The 15,549-nt window shown below is 55.9% G+C and carries 17 protein-coding genes; 11 read left to right on the top strand and 6 right to left on the bottom strand.

Annotated features, from left to right (window positions below; all coding sequences use genetic code 11):
* Window positions 1-60: 60 nt before the first annotated feature.
* On the bottom strand, window positions 61-738 hold the full coding sequence (locus tag V7Q49_RS09070) for a type 1 glutamine amidotransferase domain-containing protein (protein ID WP_333850420.1): 678 nt from the start codon (window positions 736-738) through the stop codon (window positions 61-63).
* 79 nt (window positions 739-817) lie between these two features.
* Here V7Q49_RS09070 and V7Q49_RS09065 point away from each other — a divergent pair, with 79 nt between their 5' ends.
* Complete coding sequence (locus tag V7Q49_RS09065) at window positions 818-1,255, top strand: GNAT family N-acetyltransferase (protein ID WP_333850419.1); 438 nt, start codon at window positions 818-820, stop codon at window positions 1,253-1,255.
* Here V7Q49_RS09065 and V7Q49_RS09060 read toward each other — a convergent pair.
* The gene (locus tag V7Q49_RS09060) at window positions 1,252-1,434 is read right to left on the bottom strand and encodes a hypothetical protein (RefSeq protein WP_333850418.1); all 183 of its coding nucleotides are present in this window, start codon (window positions 1,432-1,434) and stop codon (window positions 1,252-1,254) included. The genes V7Q49_RS09065 and V7Q49_RS09060 overlap by 4 nt on opposite strands.
* A gap of 80 nt (window positions 1,435-1,514) precedes the next feature.
* The gene (locus V7Q49_RS09055; RefSeq protein WP_333850417.1) at window positions 1,515-2,078 is read right to left on the bottom strand and encodes a hypothetical protein; all 564 of its coding nucleotides are present in this window, start codon (window positions 2,076-2,078) and stop codon (window positions 1,515-1,517) included.
* A gap of 257 nt (window positions 2,079-2,335) precedes the next feature.
* Between V7Q49_RS09055 and V7Q49_RS09050 the strand changes: the two genes are divergently transcribed.
* On the top strand, window positions 2,336-2,512 hold the full coding sequence (locus tag V7Q49_RS09050; RefSeq protein ID WP_333850416.1) for a hypothetical protein: 177 nt from the start codon (window positions 2,336-2,338) through the stop codon (window positions 2,510-2,512).
* Between the two features lie 107 nt (window positions 2,513-2,619).
* A complete protein-coding gene (gene dctP, locus V7Q49_RS09045; RefSeq protein WP_333850415.1) occupies window positions 2,620-3,690 on the top strand; it encodes a TRAP transporter substrate-binding protein DctP in 1,071 nt (356 codons plus the stop codon).
* A 75-nt stretch (window positions 3,691-3,765) separates the two neighbouring features.
* On the opposite strand, the gene V7Q49_RS09040 is transcribed toward dctP, so the two are convergent.
* Window positions 3,766-4,227: a hypothetical protein gene (locus tag V7Q49_RS09040; RefSeq protein WP_333850414.1), complete on the bottom strand. Its 462-nt coding sequence runs from the start codon at window positions 4,225-4,227 to the stop codon at window positions 3,766-3,768.
* Window positions 4,228-4,682: 455 nt separating this feature from the next.
* On the opposite strand from V7Q49_RS09040, the gene V7Q49_RS09035 reads away from it, so the two are divergent.
* The 7 genes from V7Q49_RS09035 (at window position 4,683) to V7Q49_RS09005 (ending at window position 12,165) form a co-directional block, all read left to right on the top strand.
* On the top strand, window positions 4,683-7,445 hold the full coding sequence (locus tag V7Q49_RS09035; protein ID WP_333850413.1) for a sigma 54-interacting transcriptional regulator: 2,763 nt from the start codon (window positions 4,683-4,685) through the stop codon (window positions 7,443-7,445).
* A 95-nt stretch (window positions 7,446-7,540) separates the two neighbouring features.
* The gene (locus V7Q49_RS09030; protein ID WP_333850412.1) at window positions 7,541-7,963 is read left to right on the top strand and encodes a PTS sugar transporter subunit IIA; all 423 of its coding nucleotides are present in this window, start codon (window positions 7,541-7,543) and stop codon (window positions 7,961-7,963) included.
* A gap of 15 nt (window positions 7,964-7,978) precedes the next feature.
* Entirely contained in the window at window positions 7,979-8,449 is a 471-nt protein-coding gene (locus V7Q49_RS09025) for a PTS sugar transporter subunit IIB (protein WP_333850411.1), read from the top strand.
* Between the two features lie 16 nt (window positions 8,450-8,465).
* Window positions 8,466-9,242, top strand: a complete 777-nt coding sequence (locus tag V7Q49_RS09020; RefSeq protein ID WP_106992490.1) for a PTS mannose/fructose/sorbose/N-acetylgalactosamine transporter subunit IIC — start codon at window positions 8,466-8,468, stop codon at window positions 9,240-9,242.
* On the top strand, window positions 9,223-10,068 hold the full coding sequence (locus tag V7Q49_RS09015) for a PTS system mannose/fructose/sorbose family transporter subunit IID (protein ID WP_333850410.1): 846 nt from the start codon (window positions 9,223-9,225) through the stop codon (window positions 10,066-10,068). Before V7Q49_RS09020 ends, V7Q49_RS09015 begins: the two co-directional genes overlap by 20 nt.
* A gap of 12 nt (window positions 10,069-10,080) precedes the next feature.
* Window positions 10,081-11,142 carry an SIS domain-containing protein gene (locus V7Q49_RS09010; RefSeq protein ID WP_333850409.1) on the top strand — a complete coding sequence of 354 codons (1,062 nt, stop codon included), beginning with the start codon at window positions 10,081-10,083 and terminating at the stop codon, window positions 11,140-11,142.
* Between the two features lie 12 nt (window positions 11,143-11,154).
* On the top strand, window positions 11,155-12,165 hold the full coding sequence (locus V7Q49_RS09005) for an SIS domain-containing protein (protein ID WP_333850408.1): 1,011 nt from the start codon (window positions 11,155-11,157) through the stop codon (window positions 12,163-12,165).
* An 82-nt stretch (window positions 12,166-12,247) separates the two neighbouring features.
* Here the strand turns inward: V7Q49_RS09005 and rimO are convergent, their stop codons facing one another.
* Window positions 12,248-13,573 carry a 30S ribosomal protein S12 methylthiotransferase RimO gene (rimO, locus tag V7Q49_RS09000; protein ID WP_333850407.1) on the bottom strand — a complete coding sequence of 442 codons (1,326 nt, stop codon included), beginning with the start codon at window positions 13,571-13,573 and terminating at the stop codon, window positions 12,248-12,250.
* Between the two features lie 382 nt (window positions 13,574-13,955).
* Window positions 13,956-14,876 (bottom strand): LysR family transcriptional regulator, encoded by a 921-nt coding sequence (locus tag V7Q49_RS08995; protein ID WP_333850406.1) that lies wholly within the window; start codon window positions 14,874-14,876, stop codon window positions 13,956-13,958.
* A gap of 253 nt (window positions 14,877-15,129) precedes the next feature.
* Here V7Q49_RS08995 and bssR point away from each other — a divergent pair, with 253 nt between their 5' ends.
* Complete coding sequence (bssR, locus tag V7Q49_RS08990) at window positions 15,130-15,513, top strand: biofilm formation regulator BssR (RefSeq protein ID WP_333850405.1); 384 nt, start codon at window positions 15,130-15,132, stop codon at window positions 15,511-15,513.
* The last annotated feature ends 36 nt before the right edge of the window (window positions 15,514-15,549 follow it).

The raw sequence follows: 15,549 nt of genomic DNA, 5'->3' as shown, positions 1-15,549 counted from the left end.
TGCACGGGCCTACGGTTTTGTAGGCCGGGTAAGCGCAGCGCCACCCGGCAATGGCAGGGGTTAGCGCAGCGCTTTGACCAAGGCTTTGGCGACATCTTCGGAGCTGGCCGGGTTCTGCCCGGTGATAAGCCTGCCGTCTTCAACAATGTACGATCCCCAGTTCGGCCCTTTCTGGTACTTCGCCCCCAGGGCAATCAACTCATCTTCCACCAGGAACGGGACGATGTCGGTTAGCTCGACGTCAGCCTCTTCGCCGTTGGTAAAGCCGGTCACCTGACGGCCCTTCACCAGCGGCTCGCCAGAGGCGGCTTTCACATGGCGCAGCACGCCCGGCGCATGGCAGACGAAGCCCGTCGGTTTACCCGCGCGGGTGAAGGCTTCAATCAGGGCGATAGAGGTCTGTGACTCCGCCAGATCCCACAGCGGGCCGTGGCCGCCAGGATAGAATACGGTGTCGAAATCCTCCTGACGCACGCTGTCGAGCTTAAGGGTATTGGCGAGTTCGCGCTGGGCCGCCGGATCGGCTTTGAAGCGCTGGGTCAGTTCGGTCTGAAAATCGGGTGAATCGCTTTTGGGATCCAGCGGCGGCTGGCCGCCTGCCGGGGAGGCCAGCACCACCTCGGCCCCCGCATCTTTGAAGATGTAATACGGGGCGGCAAACTCCTCCAGCCAGAAGCCCGTTTTCTTACCGGTATTGCCCAGGTCACTGTGAGAGGTGAGAACCATTAAAACTTTCATTGTTATCTCCGGTGATGTCATGATTTATAAAAGTAGCCTGTTTCCTGAGGGCGCGAGTACAGAACAAGGAGCAATAACGATGGTTAAGGTGCGTGAAGCGCATGCGGACGATCACGACGCATGGTTAAGATTGTGGAAGGGCTACCTCGGTTTTTACGGCACGGACCTCGACGAGGCGGTGACGCAGGCGACCTGGCGGCGGGTGTTATCCCCGGATGCAAACCTATTTTGCCGACTGGCAGAAACCGAACAGGGCGTGGTGGGTTTCGCTATCTGCGTGCTGCATGAGGGCACCTGGGTGACCCAACCCCTGTGCTATCTGGAAGATCTGTTTGTGGCTGACGCGGCGCGCGGCAAAGGGGCGGGCAGGGCGCTGATTGAGGCCATCATTGATGAGGCACGGCAAAAGTCATGGTCGAAAGTCTACTGGGTGACCCGGACAGGCAATCCGGCCCGGGCGCTGTATGACCAGCTGGCGGTGGTGGATGATTACGTTCGCTACCGGATTACGATTTAGCGGTTTGCACGGGATTTGTCGAATTCAGCCTTCTTTGTTGGCCCTACGAGGTCCCTCTCTTTTTCACGCTGGCCCACTTGCGCAAGTTTGTTGCCGTCAACCGTTGCCCAGAAGTCTGCGGCGCGTTGGGCGGCAGCCATCGCTTTAACGGAATCGATTTTTTTGTTTTGCTTGATCATAACGTCTCCCGGTTGGTTTTTAACCATTACATCAGAGTTTACAGCGGTCGTGTTTGCCTGACAAACAGTCCATTTTTATCTCAATTGATACCCATCACTTTGCCTCGAATCATTGCCTGGATATCAGCTACTGCAGAGGACATTTTATTGGGTGCGTAAAAAACTTGTGAGAATCCATACGATCGATATCGTGGTTTTACGTCCTCCAGTGGGTCGTTTATGACCACATCCTCAATTTCCATCACGCTGCAAAATGCTGTCGAATAGACCAGAGCAATGATAAAGACGTTGCCTGTAAGCGCAGTATTTTCATCAATTATCAGATTTTCCAGCATACAAATGGCAAACTCTTCACGGCGTGTATCATATTTACAGATTATTGCTGCATGCAGGGCACCAGGATCGTTAGCCTTCGTACTTTTTAGGCTGATATCTAAGATGCCGTCATCGTTGGCGTTTCCATGATAATTCTCCATTCCCCAGCGCCAGTTGAGAACAGCGTTATTACACTCTTTATAAAGGTAATTTTTGTCTTTTTGACTTAACGCACCTACTACGACGCTATCCCAACCGAAACCTTGGATGATTTTTTGGGTACTCTTAAGACAATGCTCGTGAATTTCCTGGAGCGATAAATTACTCATTTCATCAGCCTTCCTTAGCTGTCATTTCCCCGCACGTTATCGTGAGAAGAAACATTCACATCAGTTAATCCATTCCAAATCCGATTCGGTTTGATGTTGCTGGCCTACAGACACCCTAAGCCGCAAATAGTCACTGTTAAAGCAGGAAAATAGCGCAGTTTTCAAACCTGCGAGATGCCTTCAGAAAAGGATGTGAATTCGGGACATAGTTGCATGATTTTGGGTATAAAAGGCCCACCAGCAGCGGGGCGAGAATAGTGCGTAAGTCGGCTAAGGAGCAGCCGCCGTTTTATCTTGTTGTCGGCGCAGTGGTCGATCGCTATACCGTTGTGCGCTACGATCGTGGGGACAATGCGGTCAGCGGCCATCATCTTAGTGATGCCGACAACCCGGTCGTTTTTGCCAATCAAATCCTGATTTCATTAGGGAAATAGAGCATCTAAATCTACACTCACCCGGGCGTTCCGTTGGCAGATAAGAACAAAATTGCTGACGGCAACGTTAAAAAACTTTTCAACTTCAACCAGAGCGAAGGAACCGCATGAAGATTAGAAAATTTGTAGTGAATTTATTCGCCGCATTAATATTGCCCGCGGCCGCATCGGCTACACAAACGCTGACCTACAGCGATCATGAACCGCTGGGGGGGATGCGTACCCGCTTCCTCAACGAGGTTCTCTTCCCTGCGATTGAGAAGGAGTCGAACGGACGCCTGAAAATAGACGCGCACTGGGGCGCTGAACTTAGCACCGGTTACGATGCGTTACGCAAGGTTGGCCAGGAAGGAAAGGCGGATATGGCTGTCATCGTTCCTGAATATGCTGCCGACGCGCTCCCTCTGAACCAGATTTTTAAAAGCTTCCCCGTCGGCCCTGAAGGCGAACAACAGGTGGCCTTTTTCCGTCGCGTTTATGCGGATATTCCGGCATTCCCGGCTGAGCTGCAGAAAAACAATGTGGTGAACATTTTTCTCGCAACAGGCTACCCGCTGTCCTTTTTCAGCACGAAGCCGCTCGCTAGCCTCACTGATATCAAGGGCAGCACGTGGCGTTCCGCCAGCTTCTGGCAGCAGGGTTTTCTACAAAATGCCGGTGCTAAACCGGTAACCATGCCCTGGGGTGAAGAAACCTATAACGCACTGAAATCTGGCGCTATTGACGGCATGATGCTGAATGTTGATAGCGGCTACGATCTAAAAGCCTATACGATCGCACCCAACGTCCTCATTTCTAAAGATTTGTGGCTGGGACATCTCTATATTGTGGCGATGAACAAAGACGTCTGGGAAAAACTCTCCCATGAAGATCAGGGGGCTATTCAGCGTGCCGCAGTCACGGCGTATCAGTCTCTGGGATCCGTAATGGACAAAAGCTTCAATACCCAGCTGGATGAACTGCGTAAAGTGGGTGCAACGGTGCGGGTTCTGGAGCCGGAAGAAGTGGCACAATGGCAAACCATGACCCACTACCAGGCGGCGCAAGCTAAATGGGTTAAAGAGCAGGAAAGTAAAGGCGTCCAGAATGCAGGGACGGTGATGGCGCAGGTAAATGCCATTATGAATAGCGGCTCACAGGACAAAAACGATGCTTCGCTTGCCCGGCCTGGGTACTGACGGTTTGCACGGACGATCCCCTCTCCCTTGAGTTTGTAGGCCGGGTAAGGCGTAGCCGCCACCCGGCAATTATCCTCAGTCCATCAACACATCAATCGCCACGCGCCCGTCCGGCGTTTTTAGCCAGCGCGGGGCGTTCAGCGTGTCGGCGTAGAAGTTCACCAGCTCATACAGCAGCCCTTCCATCACCTTTGCCATCTCCCGCGGCAGTGCGTTGCTGATCAGCAGCTGCGTCAGCGTTTGGCAGTACAACCCAAGCAGCTCGGTTTCCGGTTCGAATGCGGGCAGACGGGAAGGCAGATCGGTCAGGGTGAAATGCTCCACCAGGTGCGGCGGGATGGGCTCGTTGAGCGTGGGCTGCAACAGCGCGAGACAGGCAGAAAGGCGGGCGCAGAGCGCCAGTTTCTCCGCCGGGTCATCGGTTTCCAGCAGGGTATGAGCAAAATGCTCGCAGTGGTTCGCCAGCTCGGTGAAGTCGGTGGTGTGAGAGAAGGGTACGGTAAACAGTGCCTGAGCACGGGTTGGGGGTGTCGCCATAGTGGCAGCCTCCGATTAAGTTAATGGGTCCTGTAATCTTTTTCAGGAGGCCAATCCCGGCACCGGATTTTGCAGGCGCAACAGGAAGATACTGCGAAGCGTACGAGGAGCCAAGCCGGGAAAATCATTCCCGGAAAGCGCCTCGCAAAAATTTTAACGCAGCCAATAAACCTCATAAGAATGAAAAAGTTACTGCGGATCCCTGGCACATAAACCGATTCAGGCGTATCAGAGAAGCAATGAACGTGAGGTGAACGGAACCACCACCAGAGCCGCATGTTCCCCCTCACGCCAGCCCTCTCCCTCGAGGGAGAGGGGGCAGTCCCCGCCAATTCCCGCCTCAGGCATTCCTGTGAACCACCCCACAAAAGCGCACATTCCCCGCCGTCGTCCTCCCTTCGCCCGCAGGTTTGCGGGCATCATATCCCCACGATACGCCAGACGTGGGATACACCATGCGCAACGAAATCCTGACCTTCCTTGCCAACCAAACCGATTTTTTCGACCCGAAAAACCTGAGCGAGGTCTTCACCGCCAGCTACCTGGCTGACCGGTTCGACCTCAAGCGCAATACCGCCAGCCACTATCTCAACCAGCTGGTGGCCCAGGGGGAGCTGGTCAAAATCAACACCCGCCCGGTCTACTTCCTGCATAAGCAAGCCTTCAGCCAGCAGTTTTTCGGCCTGGTCGGGAACGAATACGACAGCATCGCCCAGCTGCTGAACGACGGCGACAGCAGCCAGCAACCGCCGGACCACTTTGCCCTGCTGATCGGCCATGACGGCAGCCTGAAAAAGGCTATTGCCCAGCTGAAAACCGCGCTCTTCTATCCTGATGGTGGTCTGCCATTGCTGATCACCGGGGACAGCGGCACCGGCAAAAGCTACATGGCGAACCTGATGCACGCCTTCGCCATTTCCCAGGGGCTGCTGGCGGACGATGCGCCTTTTGTCAGCTTCAACTGCGCCCAGTACGCCAGCAACCCGGAGCTACTGGCGGCGAACCTGTTCGGCTACGTGAAAGGGGCCTTTACTGGGGCGCAGACCGATAAACAGGGGGCCTTCGAAGCCGCCGACGGCGGCATGCTGTTTCTCGACGAGGTGCATCGCCTGAACGCCGAGGGTCAGGAGAAACTCTTTACCTGGCTCGACCGCAAGAAGATCTACCGGGTGGGGGAAACCGCCCAGGGTCGTCCCATCTCCACGCGGCTGGTCTTCGCCACTACCGAGGAGCTGCACAGCACCTTTTTAACCACCTTCCTGCGGCGTATTCCGATCCTGGTCACGCTGCCCGACCTACAAACGCGATCCCGCCAGGAAAAGGAGGCGCTGATCCTGCAGTTCTTCTGGCGGGAGGCGCAGAAGCTGAACGTGCGCCTGAACCTGACCCCCCGTCTGCGCCAGGTGCTGCATCACGCGCTCTATCGCGGCAACGTCGGCGAGCTGAAAAACGTGGTCAGGTACGCGGTCGCCGCCGCCTGGGCCAGACAGCGGGGGCAGGAGGCGATTGGCGTCACTCTTCAGGATCTGCCGGAAAACGTGCTGGCCGCCATCCCCTTGATGAGCAATGCTCCCGTTGCGGAAGAGCCGCTGACCATCGAGCCGGAGACTAACCTGCTGTGGCTGCTTCGCGCCCACGATCGCACCCAGGGGATGATCCATGACACCCAGTGTCAGGTGCTGGCCCTGTACGAAGAGGTGCTTAGCGGTCGTTCGGGCTGGGAGGAGGTTCACCGGCGGATGGGGGAGGAGATCGAAACCCTGTTCGACAGGCTGGTGTTTCACCACCGGGAGACCACCGCCTCGCCGGTCTTGCAGCTCACCACCCAGCAGGTGCGGGAGGAATTTTACCGGCTGGAGCAGCAGTTCAACGTCCAGTTTAACGGCAATGGCATCTACGCCCTGAGCCACTATCTGGTGCATCGCGCCCGCAGCGCGCTCTCGGCCCTGAGCCAGGAGCGGGTCCGGCTGCTGGATGACTTTCTCGCGCAAAAGTATCCCCTGCTGTACCGCTTTTGCCAGGCGCTGATCGCCGCCCTGACGCAAAAGCTCGATATCGAGGCCCAGCGCATCGACGCCCTGCTGCTGGTGCTGTGGCTGCATAAGGCGGGAACGGTAAGCCAGTCCCAGGTGACGCGGGCGGTGATCCTCGCCCACGGCTACGCCACCGCCAGCAGCATTGCTAATGTGGCGAACCGCCTGCTGAAACACACGGTGTTTGAATCCTTCGACATGCCGCTGGACGTCACCCCGGAGGCCATTGCCCAGCAGGTGATGCACTACATCGAAAGCAACGCCCTGGCGTCGGGGCTGATGATCCTGGTGGATATGGGCTCGCTGAACGCCATTCACAGCCACTTCCAGCGCCGCGTCTCCACCCCGGTGGCGATTGTGAACAATGTCTCTACCAGCATGGCGCTGTATGTCGGGGAGCGGATCCTGCAGGGGCACCACATCGAGGAGATCGCCAGTGAGATTGGCGCTGATTTGCCGGTGGAACACCAGCTCTTCTGGCCGCAGGCCAGTAAGCCTCGGGTCATTCTCACCACCTGCATCACCGGGATCGGCGCGGCGGCCAACCTCTGCCAGCTGCTGAAGGCCAGCATCCCGGAGGCGCTGGGGATTGAGATTATCGCCTGCGACTACGAGATGCTCAGCGACGCGCAGGAGCGGGCGGTGGCCTTTAACCGCTACGACATGCTGGCGATTGTTGGCACCTTCGACCCGCAGGTGCCCGATGTACCCTGGATCTCGCTGGATTCATTGATTGCCGGGGAGGGGACGCAGCCGCTGATGCGCATCTTTGGCGATCTCGCCACGGAGGAGCAGGTGGCGGAGATCAACAATCTGCTGCTGAAAAACTTCTCTCTGCGCCGGGTGATTGAGTCGGTCACCATTCTCGATACCACCAAAGTGATCAATCAGGTGGAGCAGTTTGTCTTCCGCTACGAGCATCTGGCGGGTTGCCAGGTACCCAACGAACGCAAAGTGGCGCTCTATGTCCACATCAGCTGTCTGATTGAGCGGCTGATCCGCAACGCCTCGCCCACCACCTACGCCGGGCGACAGTGTCCTGAAAGCGAGCTGGCGCTGTTGCGCCAGGCCTTTAGTGTCATTGAGAGCAGCTATAGTGTCAAAATCCCGGTGGTCGAGCTCTGTTACATCCACAATATTCTGACTCTGGAAACAGAATTTATTCAGGCAGATCAAGAGTTTTAATCTCTCCCTCTCTCCTCCTTGCCCACGCGCCACTGTTTCCTGGCACGTGGGTTGCAATCTCTGTCTGGTAAGTGGAATAAGCTTTCGAGGACAGGATGAAACGACATTACATATTTGCCAGTCACGGCACCTTAGCCCGCGGGGTACTCGACTCGGTCGAGCTGATCCTCGGCAAGCAGCAGGACATCTACACCCTCTGCGCCTATGTCGATGAGCACCAGGACGTCACCGGGCAGGTGGACGCGCTGCTCGCCAGGCTACCGGAGCAGGATGAGGTGATAGCGATCACCGATATTTTTGCCGGCAGCGTCAATAACGAATTTATCCGCTATCTGCATCAGCCGAATTTTCATCTGATCGCTGGCCTTAATTTGCCGCTGGTCATCGGCCTGCTTATTTCTGCGGATGAACAGGATACCGAAAAATTAATCCATGACGCGTTATTAAGCGCCCGGGAGAGTATTCAGTATTGCAACCACACCATTGCCAGTGCGGTACAGGCAGATAAAGACTTCTGAACGCGAGGAATAATAATGATTACGTTACTGCGTGTTGACCACCGCTTATTACACGGTCAGGTGGCTTTTTCCTGGACGCAATATGTCGGGGCAGATTGCATCTTAATTGCCAATGACAGCGTACCCAACGATGAACTGCGAAAAACCACCATCAAGCTGGCTAAGCCGCCGTCGGTCAAGCTGGTGATTAAAAATATCAACGACTCGATTGAGGCCATCAACAGCGGCGTCACCGATAAATACCACCTGTTTATCGTTGTGGAGTCGGTGGAGGATGCCTGGCGACTGGCCTCAGCGGTGGAGGGGATTAAGAGCATCAATCTCGGCGGTATTAAAGCGAAAGAGGGGGCGCGCAATATTTCTAAGGCCATTAATTTGCTGCCGGACGAAATAGAAAAACTCACTCAGCTGGTTGGCAGCGGCGTTGAAGTCGAAATACGCCAGGTGCCGAACGATCGCAAACAGTTATTAGCGGAATCGCTGTAATTCCTGAGGACTCACTATGGTAGAGGCACTTTTACTCGGGCTGGTGGCGTTTATCGCCCAATCGGAATATGCCCTGGGCACCTCGCTGCTTTCCCGGCCAATTGTCACCGGGCTATTAACCGGGCTGGTGTTAGGCGATGTGCAGACGGGCGTCATTATGGGCGCGACGCTGGAGCTGGCATTTATCGGATCGTTTTCGGTGGGGGCGTCGATTCCGCCGGATGTGGTCACCGGCGGGGTGCTGGGGGTGGCGTTTGCTATCACCTCCGGGGCGGGAACGGAGACGGCGCTGCTGCTTGGCCTGCCGATTGCCACCCTGACCCTGGTGCTGAAGAACGTCTATCTCGGCATGTTTATCCCGATGCTCAGCCAGAAGGCCGACGGCTATGCCGAACAGGCGGATACCCGCGGTATCGAGCGGATGCACCTTATCGCCGGGTTTGGCCTGTCGCTAATGCTGGCGGCGGTGGTCACCGTCTCGTTCCTGGTGGGCAGCAGCGCGGTGAAATCCTTACTGGATGCCATTCCGGAGTTTATTAAGCACGGGCTCAGCGTGGCGACGGGGATCATTCCGGCACTGGGCTTTGCGATGCTCGCCCGGTTGCTGATCAACAAAAAAGTGGCGCCGTTTTTCTTCCTCGGCTTTGCCCTGATGGCGTACCTGAAAATACCCGTCACCGGTATCGCCATTCTGGGTGCGATTGTGGCAGTGGTGATGGTCAACACGACCGCGCGTAACGCCCCTCGTCCAACGACCGATCAAGGAGTCAGTGATGACGACGAAGATTTCTGAAGAGACCCTGCCTCAGGTGCAGGATGAGAATGCCATCAACGCACGCGATCTGCGCCGGGTGTTCTGGCGGTCGTTCCAGATGGAGTTTTCCTGGAACTATGAGCGGCAGATGAACCTCGCGTTTGTCTACGCCCTTATCCCGGTGCTGAAGAAGCTCTACCCACAAAAGGCAGAGCTGGCCGCGGCGCTAAAACGCCACCTGGTGTTCTTCAACACCACGCCGCATATCGTCACCCTGCTGCTGGGCATCACCACCGCGATGGAGGAGAAGAACAGCCAGCAGCAGGAGATGGACGGCACAGCAATCGACAACGTGAAGGCATCCCTGATGGGGCCGCTGGCCGGGCTGGGGGACTCCTTCTTCTGGGGAACGCTGCGCCTGATCGCCACCGGGATCGGCACCAGCCTGGCGCTGCAGGGCAACATCCTGGGGCCGATCCTGTTCCTGCTGGTGTTTAACGTGCCGCACATTCTGGTGCGCTGGCTCTTCACCCGCTGGGGCTACGTGCTCGGCACCGGGGTGCTTCATCGCGTTCAGAAGAGCGGAATGATGGAGAGCCTAACCTACGGGGCGTCGATTATCGGGCTGATGGTGGTGGGGGCGATGGCCGCCTCGATGATTAACATCACTATCCCCATCACCTTCGGCGCGGGGGAGGCGAAAACCGAGGTCCAGGAGATCATCAACAACATCATGCCCTGCCTGCTGCCGCTCGTCAGCTTCGGGATTGTCTACTGGCTGCTGGGGCGCAAGGTCAAACCGCTGACCATTATTGGCGGGATGGCGCTGGTGGGGATTGTGGGCTCGTGGATTGGCCTGTTTTAAGCGGAGAAGACGATGCAACCAACAATGATGACCTATATCGAAGAGCAGCCTGCGGCGCTGGCGGCGATCCTCAACGCGTACCCGCAGCATCTGGCGTCCGTGGAGGCCTTTGCCCGCCAGCATCCGGTGCGCCGCCTGCTGGTGCTGGCGACCGGCTCGTCGCTGAATGCGGCGATGTGCGCGCGCTACTTCTTTGAACACCGCTTCGGTCTGCTCCTCGAGATCAAAGAGCCGTACAACTTTGTCCACTATGAGGCCATCGACCCGCACACCGACATGGTGCTGGTGGTTTCCCAGAGTGGGAAAAGCGCCTCGACGCTGGCGGCAATGGAGAAGGTACAGGCCGCCGGGCTGCCGGTGTTTGCCCTGACCTCGGATCCGCACAGCCCGATAGGCCGCCGCTGCGATCGCGTGTTGGATATCCATACCGGGATCGAGAAAGTGGGCTTCGTGACCCGCGGTTTTAGCGCCACCGTGCTGAACCTGCTGCTGGTTGCGCTGACTCTTGCCCGGGCGCAGCAGCAGATTGCTGAGCGGGAGACGCAGGACTACCTGGAGGCGCTGCACCAGCTGGCGGCGGCGATCCCCGACACCCTCGCCCGCACGGAGGCCTTTTTCGAGCGGCACGCTCAGACCCTACAGGCCGGGACGCGCTTTGTCGCCATCGGCGAAGGGGCCCTGACCGGGGTGGCGAAAGAGTTTGAGACCAAGTTCACCGAAACGGTGCGGGTGCCGTCCGGCGGCTTTGAGCTGGAGGCCTATATGCACGGCCCCTATCTGGAGGCCAACCCTGAGCATGTGATGTTCTTTATTGAGGATGCGCCAAACCCACGCCTGCGGGCGCTCAGGGACTATATGGCCCCGGCGGTTAAGCGGACGTTTCTGATCACCCTGACGGACGAGGAGGGGCCCGATATCCTGGCGCTGAACGGCCGCCTGCCGCATCTGCTCTCGCCGCTGCTGCTGATTGTCCCCCTGCAAATTCTGGCCTGGCGTACCGCCTGCGCCAAAGGCATCGATCTCTCGGTGCGTATTTTCGACGACTTCGATCGGGTTTTAAAAAGTAAAATCTAAAGGAGAATGACTATGTTAGGTTTTAATCAGGACGAGTACCTGACCAGTGCTCGTGAGATTGTTGCTGCGCGTAAACAGGCGGAACAGGTTGCTGATGAGATTATTCAACAGGGCTTCAGCACGCTATTTTTCGCCTCGGTAGGCGGCTCTCTGGCACCAATGATGGCGATTAACGCATTCGCCCGGGAAATAACCGAGATGCCGGTTTACCTTGAACAGGCGGCGGAATTAATCCATGCCGGGCATAAACGCTTAAATAAAGATTCGGTGGTGATTACTCTTTCGAAATCGGGTGATACCAAAGAGTCGGTAGAGATTGCCGAATGGTGCAAAGCCCAGGGGATCCGCGTAGTGGCGATCACCAAAAATAGCGACTCGCCGCTGGCCAATGCCGCCACCTGGCATATTCCGATGCGGCACAAGAACGGCGTGGAATATGAGTACATGCTGCTGTACTGGGTATTTTTCCGCCTGGTACAGGGTAATGGAGAATTCGAACACTATGACCGCTTCGCCAGCCAGCTGGAGCTGTTACCTGAGAATCTCCTCAACGCCAAAAAGCAATTTGATCCGCAGGCCGACGCCATCGCGCAAAAATACCATAACGCCGATTATATGATGTGGATTGGCGGGGCGGAGATGTGGGGCGAGGTCTATCTCTTCTCGATGTGTATTCTGGAGGAGATGCAGTGGAAGCGTACCAAATCGGTCTCTTCGGCGGAGTTCTTCCACGGTACGCTGGAGCTGCTGGAGAAAGACGTCCCGCTGTTCCTGGTGAAAGGCGAGGGCAAATGCCGGGCCCTGGACGACCGGGTGGAGCGTTTCGCCGCGAAAATTACCGATAACCTGGTGGTGTTTGATCCGCGCGAGTATGCCCTGGCGGGAATTGACGATGAGTTCCGCTGGCTGCTTGCACCGTGCGTGATCTCAACTCTGCTGGTGGACCGTCTGGCTGCGCATTTCGAGCACTACACCGGCCACAGTCTGGATATTCGCCGTTATTACCGGCAGTTCGAGTATTAATGGAAATAATAAAGGGGACGTAAAGTCCCCTTTTCCCAGGCCTGATAAGCGCAGCGCCATCAGGCGTTATGCACAGAGTCGATTAAACCCGCGAACCCCACAGGTCATATTCATCGGCGTTTTCAACTTTCACGCGCACGATATCACCCGGTTTCACTTTGGTTTCACCATTCAGGTAGACCGCGCCGTCGATTTCCGGGGCATCGGCCATGCTGCGGCCAATCGCACCTTCTTCATCCACTTCGTCAACGATCACCAGAATTTCGCGGCCCACTTTTTCCTGCAGACGTTCAGCAGAGATCTGCTGTTGCAGCTGCATGAAGCGGTTCCAGCGCTCTTCTTTGACTTCTTCCGGCACCTGATCGGCCAGTTCGTTGGCGGTCGCGCCTTCTACCGGGCTGTACTTGAAGCAGCCCACGCGATCCAGACGCGCCTCTTTCAGGAAGTCGAGCAGCATCTGGAAGTCTTCTTCGGTTTCACCCGGGAAGCCAACGATAAAGGTGGAGCGCAGGGTCAGGTCGGGGCAGATCTCACGCCACTGCTTGATGCGCGCCAGCTGGCGGTCAACGGAGCCTGGGCGCTTCATCAGCTTCAGAATACGCGGGCTGGCGTGCTGCAGCGGGATATCCAGATACGGCAGGATTTTGCCTTCCGCCATTAGCGGGATCACGTCATCCACGTGCGGGTACGGGTAAACGTAATGCAGACGTGTCCAGATGCCCAGCTTAGCGAGCTGTTCGCACAGGCCGACCATGCTGGTTTTCACCGGCTCGCCGTTGTGGAAGCCGGAGCGGTGCTTGACGTCCACGCCGTAGGCGGAGGTGTCCTGGGAGATCACCAGCAGCTCTTTCACGCCGGCATCGGCCAGACGTTTGGCTTCCGCCAGCACTTCGCCAATCGGACGGCTCACCAGATCGCCACGCATGGACGGGATGATGCAGAAGGTGCAGCGGTGGTTGCAGCCTTCGGAAATTTTTAAATAGGCATAGTGACGCGGCGTCAGCTTCACGCCCTGCTCCGGCACCAGGCTCAGGAACGGGTTGTGCTTTGGTTTTGGTACATAGTGATGCACATGCTCCAGCACCTGCTCGTAGCTGTGTGGGCCGGTGATTTCCAGCACCTTAGGATGCACTTCGCGGATTTGATCGACTTTGGCGCCCAGACAACCGGTGACAATCACCTTGCCGTTTTCGGTGAGAGCTTCACCGATGGCTTCCAGAGACTCCTGCACGGCGCTGTCGATAAAGCCGCAGGTGTTAACGATCACCATGTCGGCGTTGTCGTAGCTGGGTACGACGTCATAGCCTTCGGTGCGAAGTTCGGTCAGGATACGTTCGGAATCCACCAGGTTTTTCGGGCAGCCCAGCGAGACGAAGCCGATTTTCGGCTGGTGCGTAACATTGCTCATAGATTAAAAATTAGTCAGTTATGGAGTTATCAGGGCAGGGATTGTACAGCGTTCTTGCGGGGATTTATACAGATCCCTGCGTGGCGAAGATAACGGCTAAGATTTACTTATCCCGGCTTTAAGGGCCCCTTATTGGATGAGCTAAACAGATATCCTATCTTTCACCTCGTCGATAACACACATGAGGTACGTAATGAGAGATATCTATCTGCAATCCAAATTAGAAATGGCCAAAACCCTTCACACCCATGGCGTCGAGCTGTCGCATATATCCGTTGCCACCGGACTTACCCCGTCCAGATTAGTCACTGAATTAAAAATTGCCGACGAGTTTGAATTTGCCAGGCACCAGGCGAAACAATACTGATGACACGACCGGGCGTCAGGCCGATTGACTGCTGTAGAAATCGGCCAACAGGGAAAAGAGCATTTTATTGGTCTCTTTCCGGCAGGACGCATAGATACTGAATTGTGGCAACGTAAAGGGCGTATCCACTTTTTTCAGTTGATACATCCCGGAATAGGTCGTAAAGACTTTTTCCGGGATAATGCCCAGGCAGTCGGTGGTGGACACAATCAGTAAGATGGAGGCGAAAGAGGTGGTCAGCAGACAGCGCTCGCTGGAACGGAATTTTTTATCAACGATGCTGCGATGATAAATAATCTTTTCGTTTTTAGTGTTGTAGCCCACCAGATTCGCCTCCCTGAACATCTCTTCCGTTACCATATCCCCATAAAGAGGATTATCTTTTGCAGCAATCAACACCAGCTTCATATCACTCATCTTCTGGCAGGAAATATTACTGCTCTCAACAGAAAAGGTGGAGAACACCACATCCGCCTGGCGCATGTTCAACAGTTCGGTGATCTTCGCTTCGTTCAGCTCGGCGGTGCGGTGCAGCAGGCTGACATCCGCGTTCATCCCGACGATCTTCTGCGTCAGCTCCGGCACCACTAACGGCGAGACAAAAGATTCGGTGTAGAGGGTCAGTCTTCGCTTTTTGATGCGGGAAGAGAGGGGAAGCAGGGTGGCGAGCTTGTCGATAATCGGCAGGATGTTGTCATACAGCTCATCCGCGTACACGGTGGGTAACAGCGTGTTGCCGCTGCGGACAAACAGGTTATCCCCCATCTGTTCGCGCAGTTTGCGCAGCGACTGGCTAACGGCAGAGGCGGAAATGTCCAGCATATCGGCCACTTTCGAGATGCTGCCCACGCTGTAAATTAAGCAAAACAGGGTCAGCAGATTCAGGTCGATCCGGTTTAACGAGATAATTTTTTCTGACACCGGCATCGTTGGCATACGCCCCCTGTATCAACGCGATCGCTTCGCCATAACCTCCTCAAAAATAGCCGAATCCTGCTGCCGTGCCGTGAGGGAGAAGTATGATTTTAAGCTCAGTCAACACGACGGCCCTCTCGCTGCTCTGCTGGCCCGCTGTTTTAACATTGTAAATTTTAGTAATCCGTCGCGAATTATTGACCTGACGCATTAAATTGCACAAAAAATAGACATAATCTGAAGTTGCAATAAAGCTGACAAGGGGGGAAATAGCATGTCCGTTGACAGACTGAAACGCGATCTTCTTAACAAGATGATTAATGCCCGCATCGATCTCGCGGCCTATCTGCAGTTAAGAAAAGCGAAGGGGTATATGTCAGTCAGCGAAAGCGATCATCTGCGTGACAACTTCTTTGAACTTTGTACTTACATGCGTGAAAAAGCGCCCGAGCTGAGAGCGTATTGCAATGCCGACGAGCAGGCGATGCTCTATCGCGCCGCCGGATCGCTCACCACCGCAGGCGTCTGTATGATGACCGGCAACCACGATTGCCCGACGTTCATCGCCGTCAACGCAGAGAAGCTGGAAAACTGTCTGAACGATCTCACTCTCTGCATCCAGTATCTGAAATCACATGCACCGCTGATTCAGAGCTGATTCCGGGGGAGGCAACTCCCCCATCTGATTAAGCTT

It is taken from the genome of Leclercia sp. (genome assembly GCF_036780805.1).
Classification (GTDB): Bacteria; Pseudomonadota; Gammaproteobacteria; order Enterobacterales; family Enterobacteriaceae; genus Enterobacter.
This window is presented reverse-complemented; position numbering and strand designations above follow the sequence as displayed.